The 19,594-nt window shown below is 69.6% G+C and carries 22 protein-coding genes; 11 read left to right on the forward strand and 11 right to left on the reverse strand.

Going from position 1 to position 19,594, the window contains the following annotated elements:
• Positions 1-33 precede the first annotated feature (33 nt).
• Together eccD and mycP are read left to right on the forward strand one after the other, a co-directional pair.
• On the forward strand, positions 34-1,347 hold the full coding sequence (gene eccD / locus G6N30_RS15210; RefSeq protein ID WP_134054152.1) for a type VII secretion integral membrane protein EccD: 1,314 nt from the start codon (positions 34-36) through the stop codon (positions 1,345-1,347).
• Complete coding sequence (mycP, locus tag G6N30_RS15215; RefSeq protein ID WP_134054154.1) at positions 1,344-2,687, forward strand: type VII secretion-associated serine protease mycosin; 1,344 nt, start codon at positions 1,344-1,346, stop codon at positions 2,685-2,687. The genes eccD and mycP overlap by 4 nt, the downstream gene beginning before the upstream one ends.
• Here the strand turns inward: mycP and eccB are convergent.
• Positions 2,643-4,019 carry a type VII secretion protein EccB gene (gene eccB, locus G6N30_RS15220; protein WP_134054156.1) on the reverse strand — a complete coding sequence of 459 codons (1,377 nt, stop codon included), beginning with the start codon at positions 4,017-4,019 and terminating at the stop codon, positions 2,643-2,645. The genes mycP and eccB overlap by 45 nt on opposite strands.
• A gap of 98 nt (positions 4,020-4,117) precedes the next feature.
• Here eccB and G6N30_RS15225 point away from each other — a divergent pair, with 98 nt between their 5' ends.
• Positions 4,118-5,260 carry a GGDEF domain-containing protein gene (locus G6N30_RS15225; protein ID WP_234880144.1) on the forward strand — a complete coding sequence of 381 codons (1,143 nt, stop codon included), beginning with the start codon at positions 4,118-4,120 and terminating at the stop codon, positions 5,258-5,260.
• Here G6N30_RS15225 and G6N30_RS15230 read toward each other — a convergent pair.
• Positions 5,257-5,811: a CGNR zinc finger domain-containing protein gene (locus G6N30_RS15230; RefSeq protein WP_134054158.1), complete on the reverse strand. Its 555-nt coding sequence runs from the start codon at positions 5,809-5,811 to the stop codon at positions 5,257-5,259. The genes G6N30_RS15225 and G6N30_RS15230 overlap by 4 nt on opposite strands.
• 77 nt (positions 5,812-5,888) lie before the next feature.
• Between G6N30_RS15230 and G6N30_RS15235 the strand changes: the two genes are divergently transcribed.
• From G6N30_RS15235 to G6N30_RS15245, 3 genes are read left to right on the forward strand one after another with little or no spacing between them, the layout of a single operon-like run.
• Positions 5,889-6,932 carry an EamA family transporter gene (locus G6N30_RS15235; RefSeq protein WP_134055318.1) on the forward strand — a complete coding sequence of 348 codons (1,044 nt, stop codon included), beginning with the start codon at positions 5,889-5,891 and terminating at the stop codon, positions 6,930-6,932.
• Positions 6,933-6,949: 17 nt separating this feature from the next.
• Positions 6,950-7,615, forward strand: coding sequence for a cutinase family protein (locus tag G6N30_RS15240; protein WP_134054160.1), 666 nt, complete (start codon positions 6,950-6,952; stop codon positions 7,613-7,615).
• A gap of 5 nt (positions 7,616-7,620) precedes the next feature.
• Complete coding sequence (locus G6N30_RS15245) at positions 7,621-8,334, forward strand: cutinase family protein (protein WP_134054162.1); 714 nt, start codon at positions 7,621-7,623, stop codon at positions 8,332-8,334.
• Between the two features lies 1 nt (position 8,335).
• Here G6N30_RS15245 and truA read toward each other — a convergent pair whose 3' ends face one another.
• The 8 genes from truA to infA form a co-directional block, all read right to left on the reverse strand.
• Complete coding sequence (gene truA / locus G6N30_RS15250; RefSeq protein ID WP_134054164.1) at positions 8,336-9,238, reverse strand: tRNA pseudouridine(38-40) synthase TruA; 903 nt, start codon at positions 9,236-9,238, stop codon at positions 8,336-8,338.
• Between the two features lie 7 nt (positions 9,239-9,245).
• The gene (gene rplQ / locus G6N30_RS15255) at positions 9,246-9,857 is read right to left on the reverse strand and encodes a 50S ribosomal protein L17 (RefSeq protein WP_134054166.1); all 612 of its coding nucleotides are present in this window, start codon (positions 9,855-9,857) and stop codon (positions 9,246-9,248) included.
• A gap of 60 nt (positions 9,858-9,917) precedes the next feature.
• Positions 9,918-10,970 carry a DNA-directed RNA polymerase subunit alpha gene (locus G6N30_RS15260; protein WP_059096608.1) on the reverse strand — a complete coding sequence of 351 codons (1,053 nt, stop codon included), beginning with the start codon at positions 10,968-10,970 and terminating at the stop codon, positions 9,918-9,920.
• 75 nt (positions 10,971-11,045) lie between these two features.
• Positions 11,046-11,651 carry a 30S ribosomal protein S4 gene (gene rpsD / locus G6N30_RS15265; protein WP_059090097.1) on the reverse strand — a complete coding sequence of 202 codons (606 nt, stop codon included), beginning with the start codon at positions 11,649-11,651 and terminating at the stop codon, positions 11,046-11,048.
• Between the two features lie 20 nt (positions 11,652-11,671).
• Entirely contained in the window at positions 11,672-12,088 is a 417-nt protein-coding gene (gene rpsK, locus G6N30_RS15270; RefSeq protein ID WP_011558523.1) for a 30S ribosomal protein S11, read from the reverse strand.
• A 4-nt stretch (positions 12,089-12,092) separates the two neighbouring features.
• Positions 12,093-12,467, reverse strand: a complete 375-nt coding sequence (gene rpsM, locus G6N30_RS15275; protein WP_134054168.1) for a 30S ribosomal protein S13 — start codon at positions 12,465-12,467, stop codon at positions 12,093-12,095.
• A 173-nt stretch (positions 12,468-12,640) separates the two neighbouring features.
• On the reverse strand, positions 12,641-12,754 hold the full coding sequence (gene rpmJ / locus G6N30_RS15280) for a 50S ribosomal protein L36 (RefSeq protein ID WP_003879483.1): 114 nt from the start codon (positions 12,752-12,754) through the stop codon (positions 12,641-12,643).
• 35 nt (positions 12,755-12,789) lie between these two features.
• Positions 12,790-13,011: a translation initiation factor IF-1 gene (gene infA / locus G6N30_RS15285; protein WP_003418601.1), complete on the reverse strand. Its 222-nt coding sequence runs from the start codon at positions 13,009-13,011 to the stop codon at positions 12,790-12,792.
• Between the two features lie 529 nt (positions 13,012-13,540).
• On the opposite strand from infA, the gene G6N30_RS15290 reads away from it, so the two are divergent.
• The gene (locus tag G6N30_RS15290) at positions 13,541-14,179 is read left to right on the forward strand and encodes a universal stress protein (protein WP_134054170.1); all 639 of its coding nucleotides are present in this window, start codon (positions 13,541-13,543) and stop codon (positions 14,177-14,179) included.
• On the opposite strand, the gene G6N30_RS15295 is transcribed toward G6N30_RS15290, so the two are convergent.
• Positions 14,176-14,640, reverse strand: coding sequence for an SRPBCC family protein (locus tag G6N30_RS15295; protein WP_134054172.1), 465 nt, complete (start codon positions 14,638-14,640; stop codon positions 14,176-14,178). The two genes, G6N30_RS15290 and G6N30_RS15295, sit on opposite strands and share 4 nt — an antisense overlap.
• A 40-nt stretch (positions 14,641-14,680) precedes the next feature.
• Between G6N30_RS15295 and G6N30_RS15300 the strand changes: the two genes are divergently transcribed.
• Genes G6N30_RS15300 through G6N30_RS15315 form a run of 4 tightly spaced genes read left to right on the forward strand, consistent with a single transcriptional unit; the run spans position 14,681 to position 19,579 of the window.
• Positions 14,681-16,345: an NAD(P)/FAD-dependent oxidoreductase gene (locus G6N30_RS15300; RefSeq protein ID WP_134054174.1), complete on the forward strand. Its 1,665-nt coding sequence runs from the start codon at positions 14,681-14,683 to the stop codon at positions 16,343-16,345.
• Between the two features lie 19 nt (positions 16,346-16,364).
• Positions 16,365-17,837, forward strand: a complete 1,473-nt coding sequence (locus tag G6N30_RS15305; protein WP_134054176.1) for an ATP-binding protein — start codon at positions 16,365-16,367, stop codon at positions 17,835-17,837.
• 29 nt (positions 17,838-17,866) lie between these two features.
• Positions 17,867-18,697, forward strand: coding sequence for an LLM class F420-dependent oxidoreductase (locus G6N30_RS15310; protein WP_134054178.1), 831 nt, complete (start codon positions 17,867-17,869; stop codon positions 18,695-18,697).
• A 30-nt stretch (positions 18,698-18,727) separates the two neighbouring features.
• Positions 18,728-19,579 carry an LLM class F420-dependent oxidoreductase gene (locus G6N30_RS15315; RefSeq protein WP_134054180.1) on the forward strand — a complete coding sequence of 284 codons (852 nt, stop codon included), beginning with the start codon at positions 18,728-18,730 and terminating at the stop codon, positions 19,577-19,579.
• The last annotated feature ends 15 nt before the right edge of the window (positions 19,580-19,594 follow it).

Raw genomic sequence — 19,594 nt, forward strand, 5'->3', positions numbered from 1 at the left:
GTGACGAAGTCACGAGCGATCCCGGGGGGAGTCATGTCACTCAACGTGTGTCACGTGTCGGTGTACGCCGACGACGATATGGACGCGGTCGATCTGGTTCTGCCGGCGCGGGTTCCGGTGGTGTCGCTGCTCCCCGAGATCGTCGACCTCGTGACGGCGGGGCCCACCGGACCACGAGAGCCGTGGCAGCTCACCACGGTGAGCGGAGCCGTGCTCGATGAGTCGATTGCGTTGCAGGATCAAGGTATCGGTGACGGTGATCTGCTGCTGTTGAGCCCGGCGCGACCGCGGCTACCCGTCTTCGGCCGCACCGACCTCGTCACGGCGGTGATCGCGGCGGCCCCCGCACGGGGCGATACGCGCGCACTGCGGGTCACCACCGGATTGGTCGCCGCGTCGGCGGGCGCACTGGCCTGCCTCGCCGGGCGGAGTGCGGGTCCGGCATCGGTGCTCACCGCGGGTGCGCTGTGGTGCGTGGTGGCCGGCGCCGCGGTCGCCGCTACCCGGTCGGGCCGCGGTCTGTGGGTGTGCGGCCCGCTCACGTGCCTCACAGTCCTCATGGCGGCGCTGTGTGGCGCCCTCGCCGTTCCCGGTCCGTTCGGCGCACCGCACGCACTGCTCGCCGCGGCGACGGCCGGCGCCGCCTCACTCGTCCTCCTCCGGCTCGGCGTCGGCTCGTCCGTCGCGTCGACGGCCTCGGCGTGCGGCGGTCTGCTGGCCACTGTCGCGATGTCCGGCGCGGTGGTGTGGGAGCTGCCGAGCCATTCGGCCGGCGTGCTGCTGGCACTGCTCGCGCTCGGCGGGTTGAGCGTGGCGCCCCGGCTGTCGGTGGCGATCGGCGGGCTCGCGCCCGCACCGTCGCTGAGCGACGAACCGCACCCCGACGCAGATCGAGGGGCGAGCGCCGGGCACCGGGTGCTCATCGGACTCGTCCTCGGCGCCTGTGCGGCAGCGGGTGTGGGATCCGCCGTCGTGGCGATCGCCTGTCTGCGCGGCTCGGGACACTGGGTGCCTGGCGCCGCGTTCTGCGCCGTCGTCGGGGCGGCGCTGCTGCTGCGCTCCCGTTGCTACGCCGCCGGGCGGTGCCGGTGGGCGCTCACTCTGTCCGGGACCTCTGCCCTCACAGCGGGTTTCGCGATAGTTGCCGCACAGTACGGCCAGTGGGCGGCGGCGGTCGCCGTGTGCGCCGGCGTCGCCGCGATCGCACACGAGGGTTCCGGCGAAACGTCACCGGTCGCGTCGCGGTCGCTGGAGGTGTTCGAGTATGCCGTGCTGGCCGCGGTCGTCCCCGTCGCCTGCGCGGTGCTGGACGTGTTCAGCCTGGTGCGCACCGCGAGCCTGATATGACCACCCGCATGGCGGCGACGGCGCTCACCGGGCTGCTCGTGGCGGGCGTGCCGTTGGTCACCGCCCCACCTGTGTCGGCGGTGACTCCTCCCCCCGTCGACGAATCGTTCCTGCCGGCGCCCGCACCACCGGCACCGCCGCAGCGCACCGCGCAGCGCTCGGAGTGTTCCGGCGCCGTCCGCACAGCCGGCGCGGACGCAGCGACGGGCTCATCACAGCTGGACATGCTCGACCTGCCGAAGGTCTGGCCCCTCACCCGGGGCGCCGGGCAGACCGTCGCCGTGATCGATACCGGCGTGGCCCGGCACCGGCTGCTCCCCCGGCTGATCCCCGGTGGTGACTACGTGTCCACCGGTGACGGCACCGACGACTGCGACGGGCACGGCACTCTGGTGGCCGGGATCATCGGAGCCAGCGGTGAATTCGACGGCGTGGCGCCTGACGCGGCGGTGCTGGGCATCCGGCAGTCGAGCAACAAGTTCGGCCCGGCCGACGAACCCGGCGCCGGCGGCTACGGTGACGTGCACACGTTGGCACTCGCGGTGCGCGCCGCGGCCGATCTCGGCGCCACGGTCATCAATGTGTCGTCGGTGGCGTGCCTGGCGTCGGCCGAGGCCCTTGACGACCGGGCACTGGGCGCTGCGCTGTCCTACGCCGTCGACGTGCGCAACGCGGTGGTCGTGACCGCGGCGGGCAACGTCGGCGGACCGGGCCAGTGCCCCACCCAGAATCCGACGAACCCAGGGCGCCCTGATTGGCGCACAGTCGAATCCATCGCCAGCCCCGCCTGGTACGACGATCTGGTGCTGACCGTCGGGTCGGTGACGGCCGACGGTGCCCCGTCGGCGTTCACCCTCGCCGGGCCGTGGGTCGACGTCGCCGCACCGGGCGAGCGGGTGGTCTCACTCGACCCGGACGGTGACGGACTGGTCGACGCCCTGCCCGCGGCCAGAGATGCCACGCCGATCGCCGGCACCAGCTACGCCGCTCCGGTGGTCTCCGGGGTGGCCGCGCTCGTGCGCTCACGATGGCCGCATCTGACCGCCCGTCAGGTGATGCAACGCATCGAGGACACCGCGCACCGGCCGCCTGGCGGCTGGGATCCCGTCGTCGGTCACGGTGTGGTCGACGTATCGGCCGCGGTCAGCGGTGGGGCCCCCGCCGCCCTGCCGGACGATACGGCGCGACCGGTCGCCGTACCACCGGACGTCCGGGCAGATCCGCGACCACGGCGCATCGCGACGGCCGGAGCGGGACTGTGCGTCGGGGTCGCCATCCTCGTCGGGTGGAGTGCCTCATCGCGCCGGCACGCCCGGGCCGACCGCATCGCGCGCGACTGACGCTGCAGCACGGCTCAATTCGGGCCCCCGCGGGAGCCGGGAGAGCACCGGCCACGGCGCGGGGACCGGCGGAGGGGCCAGACCGAGATGCCGGGCGGTGTCGTCGTCGGGAATTCCGAACACCACGCCGAGATCGGTGATCAGATAGCGCGGTTGCGCCTCGCCGCCGCCGCCGGTGACGCTGACCGGACGGCCGAGCACGCTGCGTCCCGGGGGCACCGATACGGCGTCGACGGCGGGGCCCGCCCCGTCGGCCTGCGCCAGCTCGACCCCGGGGGTGTCACGCAGCAGTTCGGCGCCGTCGAACAACGCCGTCGTCACCTGCTCGCCGGCCACCGCCCAGTGCGCGCACAACACCGCCGGATCGGCGGGCGTGACCCGCTCGGGATGCGACGCGATGGGCAGGGTGTCGACGACGCCGGCCGCAAGCACCGCATCCGGGGTGACGGTCGGGATGTCGCCGCCCCGCTGCGCGACGGTGAAGCGGATGAGGTCGGCGGTGACCTCGCCGATGCGCTGCACGCCGTCGGCCAGCACGACGTAGTACTCCGTGGCGTCGGCGCGCGGCAGGCGAACGACCGCGCCGACGGGATGTCCGGCCAGGGCACCCCGACCACCGGAGTCCGGCACCGTCGGGGCGGTGATCGGCGGATCCTCCGGAAGGGCGTCGAGCAGCGTGCGGGACACCGGCCGCGGCGTCAACCCGTCGAGCCGCAGAGCCCGAACGACGGCGGTGTCGCGTAGGTCGACCGCGGCCCGCCGGCCGGCGTGGAGCAGGTAGGTCACCGCCGGGCCCTCCGACCGCGCAGTGACCAGCAGGGCGCCGTCGCCGAGCGCCGCGCCGGATGGGGACGGCGCCACCACGACCGTCGTCGACGTGTCGGTGTCGCAGACGGTCCAGCCGGCATCACCCATCGCCGGTCCGATGCTCGCCGGCGCCCCGGGAATGCCGACCTGCGGTCCGCGCCGCGCGTCGGTCAGCGCCCGGGTGCTGACCGTCCTCGGTTCCGCGGCGTCTCCGACGATCAGCCGCGCCGACGCGAGGTTGGGTACCGGATGCAGGGTGTCGTCGATGCGGACGTAGAGGGCTCCCGACTCCCCGTCCATCACGATCGCCGCGTCGGCGATGCCCGCCTGCGGCCGCAGCACCGCCAACACCGCGCATCCGGCCAGCACGATCGCCGCGAGCACCGCACCGGCGACGAGCGCGATCGACTGGCCGCGCAGCGGATCGTCGAGCATCCGGACGTCCGCGCGGACCAGTGCGTGCTCCATCCGGCGCATCAGGAATCGGTACCCGCTGACCTGCAGCCGGGTGGTCGGTCGTCCCATGTCCACCCCCGAAGGGGAGCCTAACGGCGCTGGAGCCGTTCACCTGACGCTGATTTCGCAGCTCCACGTCCGTGCCCGGGCATACAGTGAACGAAGCGGTGGGAGGTATCCAGATGTTCCAGGCGGTGCGGCAGTACTGGCGCCAGCCCGAGCATTTCTATTGGCTCACCTCGTTCCTCGCCGCCAAGGAAGCGCAGTCGGCGACGTGCCGGTTGATCGCGATGTTCATCGCCACGCTCGGGCTGGTGCCGCTGGCGATGCAGTGGAGCGACGCCGGTCCGCAGGGCACCGTCGAGCGCGGGATCGGGATGGTCGTCACGGTCAGTTGCCTGGTGATCGCCGGGTTCTGGCTGCGGCGCCGGTGGCCGTCGCGACGGCAGTCCGGGATGTTCGTGGTGGTGACCGCCGTGATCATCGCCGCGGGCTGTCTCATCATGTCCGACCCCGAGGCCGGTCTCCTGCTCGCGACGGGGTTCGCGGTGCTGGGCGCCTACATCGCGCTCTTCCACACCGCCCACTACATCGTGTTCGTGTTCACGCTCGCCGAGTTCACGGGAATCGTGCTGGCGTTCCGGCTGGCCGAGACCGCCGATCCGATCTGGGCGGTGACGTCACTGACCATCGTCATGACCGTCACCGTCGCCGTGCCGTTCGCATGCCACCTCCTGCTGTACGCCGTGGACATCGACGTGGACAACGCCGACATCGACCCGCTGACCGGCCTGCTCAACCGCGAGGCGTTCTACCGCGCCGCCGGCCACGTCGTCGCCCGTAGCCGCGACGACGACCAGCGGCTCGTGCTGGTGGTCATCAACCTCGACAACATGCGCTTGCTGGGTGAGACCGACGGCGCGCTGGCGTGTGAGCGCGCCCGGGTGGCGATCGGCCAGACCCTGCGCGAGACGACGCGCCACAACGCGTTCGTCGCCCACACCGGCGACGACGAATACCTGATCGCCGACACGTTCCCCACGCCCGACTCCTTCCCACTGGTGGAGCGGGTCCGCAAGGCGATCGCCGCGACCCCGCCGCGGGTCACGGCCAGCATGGGCGTGGTGAGCACACCGATGCGCGGGCTGGCCGCCTGCCCGCCGTCGGACCTGCTCGACGAGCTGATCACGATCGCGACGATGGCGATGTACGACGCCCGCCGGGCCGGCGGCAACCAGGCGCGGTACGTGTCCTGCGATCGCCCGGCCGTCCTCGACCACGCCCGCCGACTCGACGCGGACGACTTCTAGGAGTCCTTGGCGCGCCGCTCGCGGTAGGCCGCCACATGCTGGCGGTTGCCGCAGTTGCCGGTGTCGCAGAACATCCGGGACCGGTTGCGCGACAGGTCGACCAACACCGCTTCGCAGTCCGGTGCGGCGCAGATCTTCAGCCGCCGCAGCTCCCCGCCGCGAATCAGGTCGGCGAGTGCCATCGCCATCTCCGCGCCCATCCGCTGCCACAGCGGGTCGTGAATGGACGCCAGGTGCAGATGCCATTCGGGCATCTCGGGGTGACGGGTCAACCACGGTGAAGCGCGGGTGTCGGAGAGCAGTGCATTGACCTGCCCGACCGTGCGCACCTCGTCGCCCGCGGCCGCCCAGATCTTGCCCAACCGGGTCCGCAGCCGGTGCACCTCGGCGAGTTCGGCATCGTCGCGGTCGCGCCGCCCGGTCCAGCCGAAGCTGTCGAGGTACTCGTCGAGCGACGCCAGATCGCCGAGTTGTTCACCGTCGACGCGGTCGGTGTTGATCAGCACACACGCCGCTCGCAACGTGAGTTCAGTGTCATGAGTGAAATTCATTTGACTCATGACTCCTTCGATCATTACGGTCAGGACCAAAGCTCATTTTACTCATTACACACTTCTTGGAGGTGGACATGACCGCGGCCGGCGCCCTCACGACACCGCACCGCTCGGCGAACCAGTTCCGGGTCGGCCTCCTGTTCGCCGTCAGTTCGGCGCTCGCGTTCGGCATGTCCGGGCCGCTGGGCAAGTCGCTGATGGTCGCCGGGTGGAGCCCCACCGCGGCCGTCACGGCGCGTCTGGCCGGTGGCGCCCTGCTGATGGCGGTGTTCGCGACCGTCATGCGCCCCGGCTGGATCCGCGAGGCCGCCACGCACTGGCGAACCGTCCTCGCGTACGGGGCGGTCCCGATCGCCGGCGCCCAGCTCTTCTACTACAACGCGGTCTCGCACCTGTCGGTCGCCGTGGCGCTGCTGCTCGAGTACACCGCGCCGATCCTCGTCGTCGCCTGGGTGTGGCTGAGTACCCGGCGCAGGCCGTCGCATCTGACGCTGGCCGGCGTCGCGGTCGCCGTCACGGGGATCATGCTCGTCCTCGGGATCGTCGGCACCGGCGGATTCGCCGGTCTGGACATCAACCTCGTCGGCGTCGGGTGGGGTATGGCCGCCGCCGTCTGTGCCGCCTGCTACTTCCTGATGTCGGAGCGGGCCGGCACCGGCGGAGACGACTCCGGCGTGCATCCGATCACGCTCGCCGCGGGCGGCCTGGCCGTCGGCGGCGCGGTCACCGCGCTGCTCGGCATGCTCGGCGTCATGCCGCTGACCTTCACCGCGAACGACACCGTCATCGCCGGCTGGACGACGTCGTGGGTGGTGCCCGTGATCGCGCTGGGCCTCATCCCGACCGCCGTCGCCTACACGCTCGGCATCATCGGCATCGCCCGGCTGCGGCCGCGTTTCGCCTCGCTGGTCGGGCTGTCCGAAGTGCTGTTCGCGGTGCTCGCCGCCTGGGTGATGCTCGGCGAGTCGATCACCCCGATCCAGGCCGTGGGCGCGGTCGTCGTGCTGACCGGTCTGGTGCTGGCCCGGCAGGGCGAGCGCGAAGTCGTCGCCGAGGTGATGTGGCCGGAAACACCTCCTCAGAAGCGGACGGATACGGATTCTGTTGGATGTAGCTAGCACATCTATGTGAGTATGTGCCGGTGAACCTGCTCCGTGCCGGTGCGCGCCTGGCCGCCACCGCTCTCTCCGTCGCCTCCGCCGGTGTCCTCGTCGGCGCGGGCGCCGCCGCCGCACAGGGTTGCTCGGACGTCGAGCTGATCTTCGCGCGCGGAACCAGTGAACCCGCAGGCATCGGCCGGGTCGGCCAGGCCCTCGCCGACGCCATGCGGCCCATGCTCGGCGGACGCACGCTGAGCACCTACGGCGTCAACTATCCGGCCACCTACGACTTCCTCAACACCGCCGCGGGCGCCGCGGACGCGACCGCGCGCATCGCGTCGGTCTCCTCCCAGTGCCCCGGCACCCGGTTCGTGCTGGGCGGCTACTCGCAGGGCGCCGCGGTGATCGACATGCTCGCCGGCGTACCGCCGCTGGGCAACCGCATCGGCGACATCGGCTCGGCGCCGCCGCTGCCCGCGAGCTACGTCAGCGACGTCGCGGCGGTCGCGGTGTTCGGCAACCCCGCCACGAAATTCGGCAACCCGGTCTCCGCGCAGGGCCTGTTCGCCGGCCGCAGCGTCGACCTGTGCAGCGACGGCGACCCGATCTGTTCCGACGGCCGCAACCCGTTCGCGCACACCCACTACGAGTCCTCACCGTTCATCGGCCAGGCTGCAGGATTCGCAGCCGGGCTCGTCTGACGACCGTGTCGGTTAACATCGACGGGGTGCATGATCACTCTGCGTCGTCCCCCTGGCTCCGCCGGTGTCTGGCCCTCACCGCGGGTGTACTCGTCGCCGCGGGACTGCTTGTCGCACCCACGGTGCTGCCGCCCCTCGCTCCCGTCGCCTCCGCGCAGGCCTGCCCCCAGGCAGAGCTGATCTTCGCCCGCGGCCGTACCGAGGCGCCCGGCGCGGGCGTCATCGGCAACGCGCTGATCAGCGCCCTGCGCAGCAAGACCGGCAAGGACATCGACCTCTACACCGTGCAGTACCCGGCGGACACCGAGATCGATGTGGGCGCCAACGACATGAGCTCGCGCATCCAGGACATGGCGGGGCGGTGCCCCGACACCCGGCTGGTCCTGGGCGGCTACTCCCTCGGCGCCGCGGTGACCGACGTCGTGCTGGCCGCGCCCATCGCGGCGTTCGGGTTCGACAAGCCGCTACCGCCGGGAATGGACCGGCACATCGCGGCGGTCGCGCTGTTCGGTAACGGAATCGCCTGGGTCGGGCCCATCACGAACTTCAGCCCGCTCTACCGCGAACGCACCATCGAGCTGTGCCACGGCGCCGACCCGATCTGCAGCCCGGCCGACCCCAACACCTGGGAAGGCAACTGGCCCGACCACGCGGCCAGGGCCTACATCAACGCCGGAATGGTCAATCAGGCCGCCGACTTCATCGCCGGCCGCATCTGACCTAGTCGATGACGCGCAGGTCCCGGGTGACCAGCGTGCGTGCGGCCAACTCGTCGTCCGGCGGATAGTCCACGCCGACGAGGGTCAGCCCCTGCGGCGGTGCCGCGGCGAAATCGCTGGATCGGCGGGTCGCGGTCAGCAGCCCCGCACACCAGCCGGGTTCGCGGCGATGCTCACCCACCGCGATCAGCGCACCGACCAGCGAGCGCACCATCGACCAGCAGAACGCGTCGGCGGTGACGTGCGCGGTGAGCAGATCGCCGTCGCGGGTCCAGTCCAGCCGCTGCAGGTCGCGGATCGTCGTCGCCCCCTCACGGTGCCGGCAGAAGGCCGCGAAGTCGCGCAGCCCGACCAGTTCGCGGCTGCCCGCATTCATCGCCTCGACGTCGAGGGGCCGCGGCCAGGCCGTCACGTAGCGCGCCAGGTGCGGTTCCACACCGTAGGGCGCGATGCCGAGCCGGTAGACGTAGTGGCGGCGCAACGCCGAGAAGCGGGCGTCGAAACCCGCGGGGGCGCGGGTGATGTCGCGGACCCGCACATCGGGGGGTAGGAATCGGCTCAGCCGGCGCACCAGCGGGCCGAACTCTGGGTCGGCGGGCCGCGGGGTGCGCGGATGGGCGTGTGCCAGCGCGTCGCCCGGCACGTCGGCGTGGGCGACCTGTCCGGTGGCGTGGACGCCCGCGTCGGTACGCCCAGCCGCCCGCACCACCACCGGCGTGCGGAACACCGTCGACAGCGCGCCGTCGATCAGCCCGGCGACCGTGCGCTGACCGGCCTGGGTCGCCCAGCCGGCGAAGTCGGTGCCGTCGTAACTGACATCGAGCCGAAGACGAATCACCGGGCGAGCGTAGCGACGGGAGAGACGAACGAGCCCGCCATCGGATTCGATGGCGGGCTCGTTCATGGCGTCACTAGGACTTGTCAGCGTCCGAGGCCTCGTCGGCGGTCGGATCGTCGGTCTCGGTCGACCGCGACGCCTCGGTGGCCGTGGTGTCCTCCGCCTCGGGCAGAGCGTCACCGGACTCGACAGCCGACGAATCGTCGGTGTCGGGGCCCTCGGCGGCCTCCGGCTCGACCGACGCCTGCGGTGCCCCGGCAGCGGCGACCGGAGCGGTCTGCGTGCTACCGGCGGCCCGGCGGGCCCGGTTCGCTTCAGCGGTCACCGTCTTCTCGCGCACCAGCTCGATGACCGCCATCGGGGCGTTGTCGCCCTTGCGCGGCTCGACCTTGATGATGCGGGTGTAGCCACCCTCGCGGTCAGCGAAGAACGGCCCGATCTCGGCGAACAGGGTGTGCACGACATCCTTGTCCCGGATCTTCTTCATCACCTCACGCCGGTTGTGCAGCGCACCCTTCTTGGCGTGGGTGATCAGCTTCTCCGCGTACGGACGCAGCGCCCGTGCCTTCGGCTCGGTCGTCTTGATCCGGCCGTGCTCGAACAGCGACGTGGCCAGGTTGGCCAGGATCGCCTTCTGATGCGACGACGATCCGCCGAGGCGAGGACCCTTGGTGGGTTTGGGCATTGCGACTATCTCCTCATTGGGGCCGGCCCCCGTATCAGGTAGGGCCGGGACGGATACTTCTTAGAGCTGTTCGGTTTCGGCGAAGTCCTGGTCGGTGTCCAGGTCGTAGCCGGCGTCGCTGTTCCAGGTGCCCGTGGCGGCGTCGTAGCCGGCCACCTCTGACGGATCGAACGTGGCCGGGCTGTCCTTCAGCGAGAGACCGAGCTGGTGCAGCTTGATCTTCACCTCGTCGATGGACTTCTGGCCGAAGTTGCGGATGTCGAGCAGGTCGGACTCCGTGCGGGCGACGAGCTCGCCGACGGTGTGCACGCCCTCGCGCTTGAGGCAGTTGTACGACCGCACCGTGAGGTCGAGGTCGTCGATCGGCAGCGCGAAGCTGGCGATGTGGTCGGCCTCGGCCGGCGACGGCCCGATCTCGATGCCCTCGGCTTCCACGTTCAATTCACGTGCGAGCCCGAACAATTCGACCAGCGTCTTACCCGCCGAGGCGAGCGCGTCACGCGGGCTGATCGAGTTCTTGGTCTCGACGTCGAGGATCAGCTTGTCGAAGTCGGTGCGCTGCTCGACACGGGTGGCCTCCACCTTGTAGGTCACCTTGAGCACCGGCGAGTAGATCGAGTCGACCGGGATGCGGCCGATCTCGGCGCCGGACGCCTTGTTCTGCACGGCCGGCACGTAGCCGCGGCCGCGCTCGACGACCAGCTCGACCTCGAGCTTGCCCTTGTCGTTCAGCGTCGCGATGTGCATCTCGGGGTTGTGCACGGTGACACCGGCCGGCGGCACGATGTCGCCCGCGGTGACCTCACCCGGACCCTGCTTGCGCAGGTACATGGTGACCGGCTCGTCCTCCTCGGAGGACACGACCAGGCTCTTGAGGTTCAGGATGATGTCGGTGACGTCTTCCTTCACCCCGGGCACGGTGGTGAACTCGTGCAGCACACCGTCGATCCGGATGCTGGTGACCGCTGCGCCGGGGATCGACGACAGCAGCGTGCGCCGGAGCGAGTTGCCCAGCGTGTACCCGAAACCGGGCTCCAGCGGCTCGATGACGAACCGGGAGCGGTTCTCGGCGACCGTCTCTTCGGACAGTGTGGGGCGCTGAGAGATCAGCATGGTGTTTTCTCCTTCTTCACGACACCCGCTATTTGATGCCGCGTGACCCTGCCGTCATCGGGACGGCCGGGGGTGTTACTTCGAGTAGAGCTCGACGATCAGCTGCTCGGTCAGCGGCACGTCGATCTGCGCGCGCTCCGGCAACTGGTGGACGAGGATGCGCTGACGTTCGCCGACGACCTGCAGCCACGACGGGATCGGCCGGTCACCCGCGGTCTCCCGCGCGATCACGAACGGATCGGTGTTCAGCGACTTCTCCTTGACGTCGATGATGTCGTACTGCGACACCCGGTAGCTGGGGATGTCGACCTTGACGCCGTTGACGGTGAAGTGTCCGTGGCTGACGAGCTGGCGGGCCATCCGGCGGGTGCGCGCCAGGCCGGCGCGGTACACGACGTTGTCCAGCCGGCTCTCGAGGATGCGCAGCAGGTTGTCACCGGTCTTGCCGGGCTGCCGGTTGGCCTCGTCGTAGTAGCGACGGAACTGCTTCTCGAGCACGCCGTAGGTGAAGCGGGCCTTCTGCTTCTCCTGCAGCTGCGTGCGGTATTCGCTCTCCTTGATCCGCGCGCGGCCGTGCTGGCCGGGCGGGTAGGGGCGCTTCTCGAACGACTGATCGCCACCGACGAGGTCGACGCCGAGACGACGCGACTTGCGGGTGGCCGGTCCGGTGTAACGAGCCATGAGTTTCTAGTCCCTCTTCCCTAGACCCGGCGCCGCTTGGGCGGACGGCAACCGTTGTGCGGCTGCGGCGTGACGTCGGCGATGGCGCCGACCTCGAGGCCGGCGGCCTGCAGCGAGCGGATGGCGGTCTCGCGGCCCGAACCGGGCCCCTTCACGAACACGTCGACCTTCTTGACCCCGTGCTCCTGGGCCTTGCGGGCAGCGTTCTCGGCGGCCAGCTGCGCGGCGAACGGGGTCGACTTACGCGACCCCTTGAAGCCGACGTGACCCGACGACGCCCAGGCGATGACGTTGCCCTGCGGATCGGTGATCGAGACGATCGTGTTGTTGAACGTGCTCTTGATGTGCGCGGCGCCGTGCGGGACGTTCTTCTTCTCCCTGCGGCGGGTCTTCTGCCCCTTCTTCGCGGAGGAAGCGGCGGCTTTCTTCGGTGGCATCTACTTACCTGGCCTTCTTCTTGCCGGCGATGGTGCGCTTGGGGCCCTTGCGGGTACGCGCGTTGGTCTTGGTCCGCTGGCCGCGCACCGGCAGGCCACGACGGTGCCGCAGGCCCTGGTAGCAGCCGATCTCGATCTTGCGGCGGATGTCCGCCTGCACCTCGCGGCGCAGGTCGCCCTCCACCTTCAGGGTCGCTTCGATGTAATCGCGCAGCTGGGTGACCTGATCGTCGGTCAGGTCCTTGGTGCGCAGGTCCCGGTCGATACCCGTCGCCTCCAGGATTTCCTGGGAGCGGGTACGGCCGATGCCGTAGATGTAGGTAAGTGCGATCTCCATGCGCTTGTCGCGCGGGAGGTCAACGCCCACTAGTCGGGCCATGGGTGTGCCATTCCTTCTTCTTCGCGGAGGTCTGTTCCCAGTCCGTTCCCGCCTCTGTGGCGGGGCCCGGCCTCCGTCCGGGCGTGTCCGAGCGGCCTATCCGCTCGGTGGTACTGGGAGGTCAGCATTGAGTTGTCATTCAGGGTCGGCCGGCATCGGGTCGCCGGCCGCGATCAGCCCTGCCGCTGCTTGTGGCGCGGGTCGGAGCAGATCACCATGACCCGCCCATGCCGACGGATCACCCTGCACTTGTCGCAGATGGGCTTGACGCTCGGGTTCACCTTCACGGCGTGCAGATCCTTCTTGGTCGTTCTGTCTGGGTTTACTTGTACCGATACACGATGCGGCCCCGGGACAGGTCGTAGGGAGACAGCTCCACCACGACGCGATCCTCGGGCAGGATGCGGATGTAGTGCTGCCGCATCTTGCCGCTGATGTGGGCGAGAACCTTGTGACCGTTCTCCAGCTCAATGCGGAACATCGCATTGGGCAGGGGTTCGACCACTCGACCCTCGACCTCTATGGCACCGTCTTTCTTTGCCATAACTTTTCGGAGATCCTCCGTTGTCTTCTGGTTGTCGGCGCCCGCCGCCGGGAAAGGCGACGTGCTGCACTGGCACAGCTAGGCCCCGACCACGAAACGTGAGCCGGTAGTCGGATATTCCGGAAACCAGAGGCACGCACAAGCCGGCGCGGGTACCGCACCGTTGGTCAATACTACCCGCTGCGCGGGCTGCCCCAAAATCGCGCCGATCACCCCACCAGCGGGACACCACGACCGCCGGATCGATCACGACGATACCCGCGCACGCGAGCTGCCTCGGGTCCACCGGGCCCTGATCCCGCCGAGCGTCCGAGCATGCCGGGGATCACTCTCGATGGGGCCGTCGCGGCCACAGGTCGCGTGGTCACCGTGCACGGCGCGGAGGGAACGCGGCAGTCTGCGCGCAAGGATGTTGCTCACATCGGTCAGCTCCGCCATCGGGCAGGGTCCCTGCTGAAGGAACTCAGTCTGTCCTCGTGAACCGACCCGACGTCGCTACGGTGTAGACCGACGTTCGGAAGGCCGGGGCATGAACACCACGACCATTGTCATAGTGATCGTCGCGTGGTTGAGCATCGGACTGCTCTCGGGGCTGTGGATGGCCCGGCGCGGTTACGATCCGCTCTGGGTACTCGTCGCCCTTCCCTTGGGCCTTCTGTTCCTGCCGATCGCCGTCGAACGCGTGTCCCGGCGTCCCGCAGTGGCGCGTTCCGGGGCCGCGGGGATACGACACCCGAAGTCGACTACGGACGGGACGACGGTGCTGGTGGGACTCGATGGCTCGGCGGAATCCGAGCAGGCGCTCGCCACGGTTCTTCGTCTACTGGGGTCGAGCCGGGCGCTCTTGGTGCTGGTAGAAGTGGTGCACTTCGAGGCGATCGAAAAGGCGGACCGTGCTGACCTCGACGCCGCTTCCGGGCGACTCGCCGCCGCCACTGCCCGAATCGGCGACAACCATGCGGTGCACACCGAGGTGCTTGCCGGCGCACCAGGTCCGGCGCTGCGTCAGTTCGCCCGGGAACAAGACGGCGATCTGCTTGTCATCGGACGCCGCGGGCGTGGTCTGTCTCGGCACCTGTTGGGCAGCGTGTCGGCTGATCTGGTCGAGAATTCGTCCGTCCCGGTCCTCGTCGTGGGACGCACACGTGAACACTTCTCGGTGCCCTAACCGGCTTCTGCGGTGCGTTTGATCGCGGCCAGTGTCTGCGGGATCCCGGTGTGGGCGGCCACGCTGCGCTCGGCGATCTGGGCGTCGGCGTCGGCGCCGTAGCGGTCGTGGAAGCCCGTGACGCCGGGAGGCAGCAGCTGCCAGTGCTCGGTCAGCCGCGCGCCGTCGCCCTCGGGCGCCACCGCGAACCCCCAGCGCACCCAGCCGCCGTTGACCTCCCAGACGAATTCACGGCCGTCGGCCACCACGACCTGACTGCGCGTCTCCCACGCCCGCTCGGGGGTCTCGTTGCGGCCGGTGAACCACGCGCCCGCGACGGGGCCCGCCTCGGGGTCGTCCCACCAGCAGGCCCGGCACACCGGACTCCAGTCCCCCATCCGGGTCACATCCGACACCAGTGCGTACACCGAATCGGGGTCGAGCGCCACGAACACGGAATGGGAGAACTGGAGATCGGCCACGGCGCCCGAGTTTAAGACCACCGGCGCATACTTGTTGTCGATGACAGGCTCTGCCGCAAACCCCCGCAAACCCGTGATCCTCTCCGTCGACGACGATCCGGCGGTCTCGCGCGCGGTCGCACGCGATCTGCGCCGCCACTACGGCGAGAACTTCCGCATCGTGCGGGCCGAATCCGGCCCCGACGCCCTCGAGACGCTCAACGAACTGAAGCTGCGCGGCGAGACCGTCGCGGTGTTCGTCGCCGACTACCGGATGCCGCAGATGAGCGGTATCGAGTTCCTCGAAGAGGCGATGGACATCTTCCCGATGGCGCGCCGCGTGCTGCTCACCGCGTACGCCGACACCCACGCCGCCATCGACGCGATCAACGTCGTGGACCTCGACCACTATCTGCTCAAGCCGTGGGATCCGCCGGAGGAGAAGCTCTACCCGGTGATCGACGCGCTGATCGACGCGTGGCGCGCCACCGGCGACCGGGCCATCCCGCACACCAAGATCATCGGGCACCCGTGGAACGCCCGGTCGTCGGAGGTGCGCGAGTTCCTGGCCCGGAACCGCCTGTACTACACGTGGTTCCGCGCTGACGAGTCGAAGGGCAGGCAGCTGCTCGAGGCGGCGGGCCAGGACGGGATGACGCTGCCGGTGGTGATCACCGAACAGGGCGAGACGCTCGTCGACCCGACCGACGCCGAGCTGGGCGCCACACTCGGGCTCACCACCACCCCGGCGGAGGACTTCTACGACCTGGTCGTGATCGGCGGCGGGCCGGCCGGGCTGGCCGCCGCGGTGTACGGCGCGTCCGAGGGCCTCAAGACCGTGCTCATCGAGCGCACCGCCACCGGTGGGCAGGCCGGGCAGAGCTCGCGCATCGAGAACTACCTCGGCTTCCCCGACGGGCTGTCGGGTTCCCAGCTCGCCGAGCGGGCGCGCAGGCAGGCCGAGAAGTTCCACGCGGAGCTGATCACCGCCGCGGAGGTGACCGCGCTGGAGATCGACGGCTCGGCCCGCACGGTGCGCCTGTCCGACGGCCGCTCGATCGGGGCCCGCGCGGTGATCCTGGCCATGGGTGTCGAGTACCGCCAGTTGCCCGCCGAGGGTTGCGACGACCTGACCGGGGCGGGCGTCTACTACGGCGCCACCGCGTCGGTGGCGGCCGACTGCGAGGACGACGAGGTCTACGTGATCGGCGGCGCCAACTCCGCCGGCCAGGCCGCGATGCACCTGTCGCGCACCGCGAAGAAGGTCACGATCGTCAGCCGCCGCAGGCTCGAGGATTCGATGTCGTACTACCTGATCCAGCAGATCCGGGCCAACGACAAGATCCGGGAGCTGCCCAACACCGTGGTGCACGCCGTCAAGGGCGACGGTCACCTCGAGGGCATCTGCCTGGAGAACACGCTGACCGGAGCGCGCGAAGAGCACCACTGCGGGCGGATGTTCATCTTCATCGGGGCCGAACCGCGCACCGAATGGCTCGACGGCATCGTCGTCCGCGACGACCACGGGTTCATCCTCGCCGGCCCGGATCTGCGCGACGTCTCGGGCTGGACGCAGGATCGTCCGCCGCATCATCTGGAAACAAGTGTGCCGGGTGTGTTTGTTGCAGGTGATGTGCGCGCGGAGTCCGCCAAACGGGTGGCCGCCGCCGTCGGCGAAGGGTCGATGGCGGTGATGCTGGTGCACCGGTATCTGGCGGAAGCCTAGAAGGGTCGAGGTGACGGACATGGGCGACAAGTGCCTGGCCGATGAACTGCGCACGCTGTTCCTGTTCGAGGCGCTGACCGACGCGCAGCTGGAGATGCTGTGCGCGGCGGGCCACATCCAGACGTTTCCCGCCGGTCCGCTGTGTGCGGAGGGCGATCCGGCCACCTGCTTCTATGTGCTGATCGACGGTGAGCTGGTGATGTCGAAGCGCTCGGGGGGCGCGGACATCGAAACCGGCCGGACCTCACAGCGCGGCGTGTACTGCGGCGCGTGGTCGGCCTATGTGCCCGGTGAGGAGCACGTCTACGAGGCGTCGGTGCGGGTGACGAAACCGTCGCGCTTCTTCGTCCTCGATGCCGGCGCCTTCGCCGAGTTCATGCATTCGCAGTTCCCGATGGCCGTCCACCTGCTCGAGGGCCAGACGGTCGGCAGGCGCAGGTCCCAGCAGATCATCGGCCAGCGGGAGAAGCTGCTCGCGCTGGGCACCATCACCGCCGGCCTGACCCACCAGCTCAACAACCCTGCCGCCGCCACCGCCCGTGCCGTCGCGGATCTGCAGGAGGGCGTCGGCAAGATGCGCCACAAGCTGGCGATGCTCGCCGACGGCAAGTTCAGCCCGGAGGCGCTGCGGGTGCTGGTGAAGATCCAGGACGAGGTCGCCGAACAGGTGGCGAAGTCCAGGAGCCAGGACCTGACGGCGTTGGAGGCCTCCGACCGGGAGGACCAGATCGGCGACTGGCTCGACGACCACGGGATCGCCGGCGGCTGGGACTACGCCCCCACCTTCGTCGAGGCCGGTCTCGACATCGACTGGCTGGAGCGGATCTCGGCGTCGGTCGACGACGTCATGGGCGACGACTGTTCGGCGTCCCTGCAGAGTGCGCTGGGCTGGCTGAAGTACACCATCGACACCGAACTGCGGATGAGCGAGATCGCCGAGGCGAGCAAGCGCATCTCCGCACTGCTCGCCGGCGCCAAGCAGTACTCACAGATGGACCGCGGCGCCTATCAGAGCGCGAATGTCCACGAACTGATCCACAGCACGATCAAGACGATCTTCGGCGACAAGATCGGCAAGGACAAGCCGGTCCAGCTGGTGTGGGAGAAGGACACCTCGCTACCCGAATTGCTCTGCTACCCGGGCGATCTCAACGAGGTGTGGACCAACTTGATCCAGAACGCGATCCAGGCGATGGGCGGGCACGGCACACTGACCGTGCGGACCATGCGCGACGACGACGAGCGGGTGCGGGTCGAGATCTGCGACGACGGGCCGGGCATCCCCAAGGACATCGTCGACCGCATCTTCACGCCGTTCTTCACCACCAAACCCGTCGGTGAGGGCACCGGGCTGGGTCTCGATCTGGCGCGCCGCATCATCGTCGAGAAGCACCACGGGGACCTGCGGGTGGAATCGGTACCGGGTGACACCCGTTTCATCGTGTGCCTGCCGTTGCAGGCGCCCGCGCCCGCTGAGGTCACGGCGGAATAGCCGCGGCGACGACGTCGGTTGCAGCCGTCATGACCAAACCCGACCTCGGCGCGTACGGCGTATTCGGCCGCGGCGTCACCCCCGCACAGGCCAGAGACATCGAGGCGCTCGGTTACGGCGCCGTCTGGGTGGGCGGATCCCCGCCGGCCGAACTCGACTGGGTCGAGCCGATCCTCGACCAGACCACGACGCTGCAGGTGGCCACGGGCATCGTCAACATCTGGACGGCCGAGGCCGGTGCGGTCGCCGAATCGTTCCACCGCATCGAGGCCGCCCGCCCCGGCCGCTTCCTGCTCGGCATCGGCGTCGGTCACCCCGAGGCGCACCAGCAGTACCGCAAACCGCTCGAAGCGCTCACCGAATACCTCGACAAGCTCGACGAATACGGTGTACCGCGCGACCGGCGGGTGGTGGCAGCACTCGGCCCCAAGGTGCTCAGACTCTCGGCGGAGCGCGCCGCGGGCGCACATCCGTACCTCACCACACCGGAACACACGGCCATGGCGCGCACCGCGATCGGGCCGGAGGCGTTCCTCGCGCCCGAGCACAAGGTGGTGCTGACGACCGACCCCGAACGGGCCCGCGCGGTCGGCCGCAAGGCGCTGGAGGTCTACCTGAACCTCGCCAACTACGTGAACAACTGGAAGCGTCTCGGATTCGGTGATGAAGACGTGGCGAAACCGGGTAGTGATCGGTTGGTGGACGCCGTCGTCGCCTACGGCACCGTCGACGTCATCGCGGCCCGGCTCGAGCAGCACCTCGCCGCCGGCGCCGACCATGTACCCGTTCAGGTGCTGACCGGACCTGACAAGCTGGTGGCCGCGCTGGCCGACCTGGCCGGCGCGCTCGGCCTGCAGTAACCGGCTCGACGAGGATCGAAGGGATCAGATATGACCGATGGGGTTTCCCTCAAGCCCGGCCTGGGCCGCTACGGCGTCTGGACCCCCGGCGCGCCGAAACCGGAGCAGGCGGCGCAGATCGAAGAGCTCGGCTACGGCGCGGTGTGGGTGGGCGCATCGCCTGCGGCCGACCTGGAGTTCGTCGAGCCCATCCTGGACGCGACCGAGAACCTGCAGGTCGCCACCGGCATCGTGAACGTATGGGCGTCGCCGGCCGAGGAGGTCGCCGCGTCGTACCACCGCATCGAGGACAAATACCCGAGCCGGTTCCTGCTCGGCATCGGGATCGGCCATCCGGAGGCCACCGCGGAGTACCGCAAGCCCTACGACGTGCTGGTCGAATATCTCGACAAGCTCGACGTCGCGAAGGTTCCGACCAGCCGCCTGGTGATCGCCGCGCTCGGCCCGAAGGTGCTGGAGCTGTCGGCCCGGCGCAGCGCCGGCGCCCATCCGTACCTGACCACCCCCGAACACACCGGCCAGGCCCGTAATCTCGTCGGCCCGACGGTGTTCATCGCGCCCGAACACAAGGTGGTGCTGAGCACGGACGCCGACGAGGCCCGGGCGATCGGCCGCGAGACCGTCGACTTCTACCTGGGTTTGAGCAACTACGTGAACAACTGGAAGCGGCTCGGGTTCACCGACGAGGACGTGGCCAAGCCCGGAAGCGACAAGTTGATCGACGCGGTGGTCGCCCACGGCACCCCCGAAGCCGTCGCCGCCCGCCTCGAGGAGCACCACGAGCGCGGCGCCGACCACGTGGCGATCCAGGTGCTGGGCGGCTGGGACAAGCTGATCCCGACACTGAAGGAGCTCGCGGGCCCGCTCGGCCTGAAGAGTTGAGCGCACGCGGCCGCT

The sequence above is a fragment of the Mycolicibacterium litorale genome (assembly GCF_010731695.1).
Lineage (GTDB): Bacteria > Actinomycetota > Actinomycetes > Mycobacteriales > Mycobacteriaceae > Mycobacterium > Mycobacterium litorale.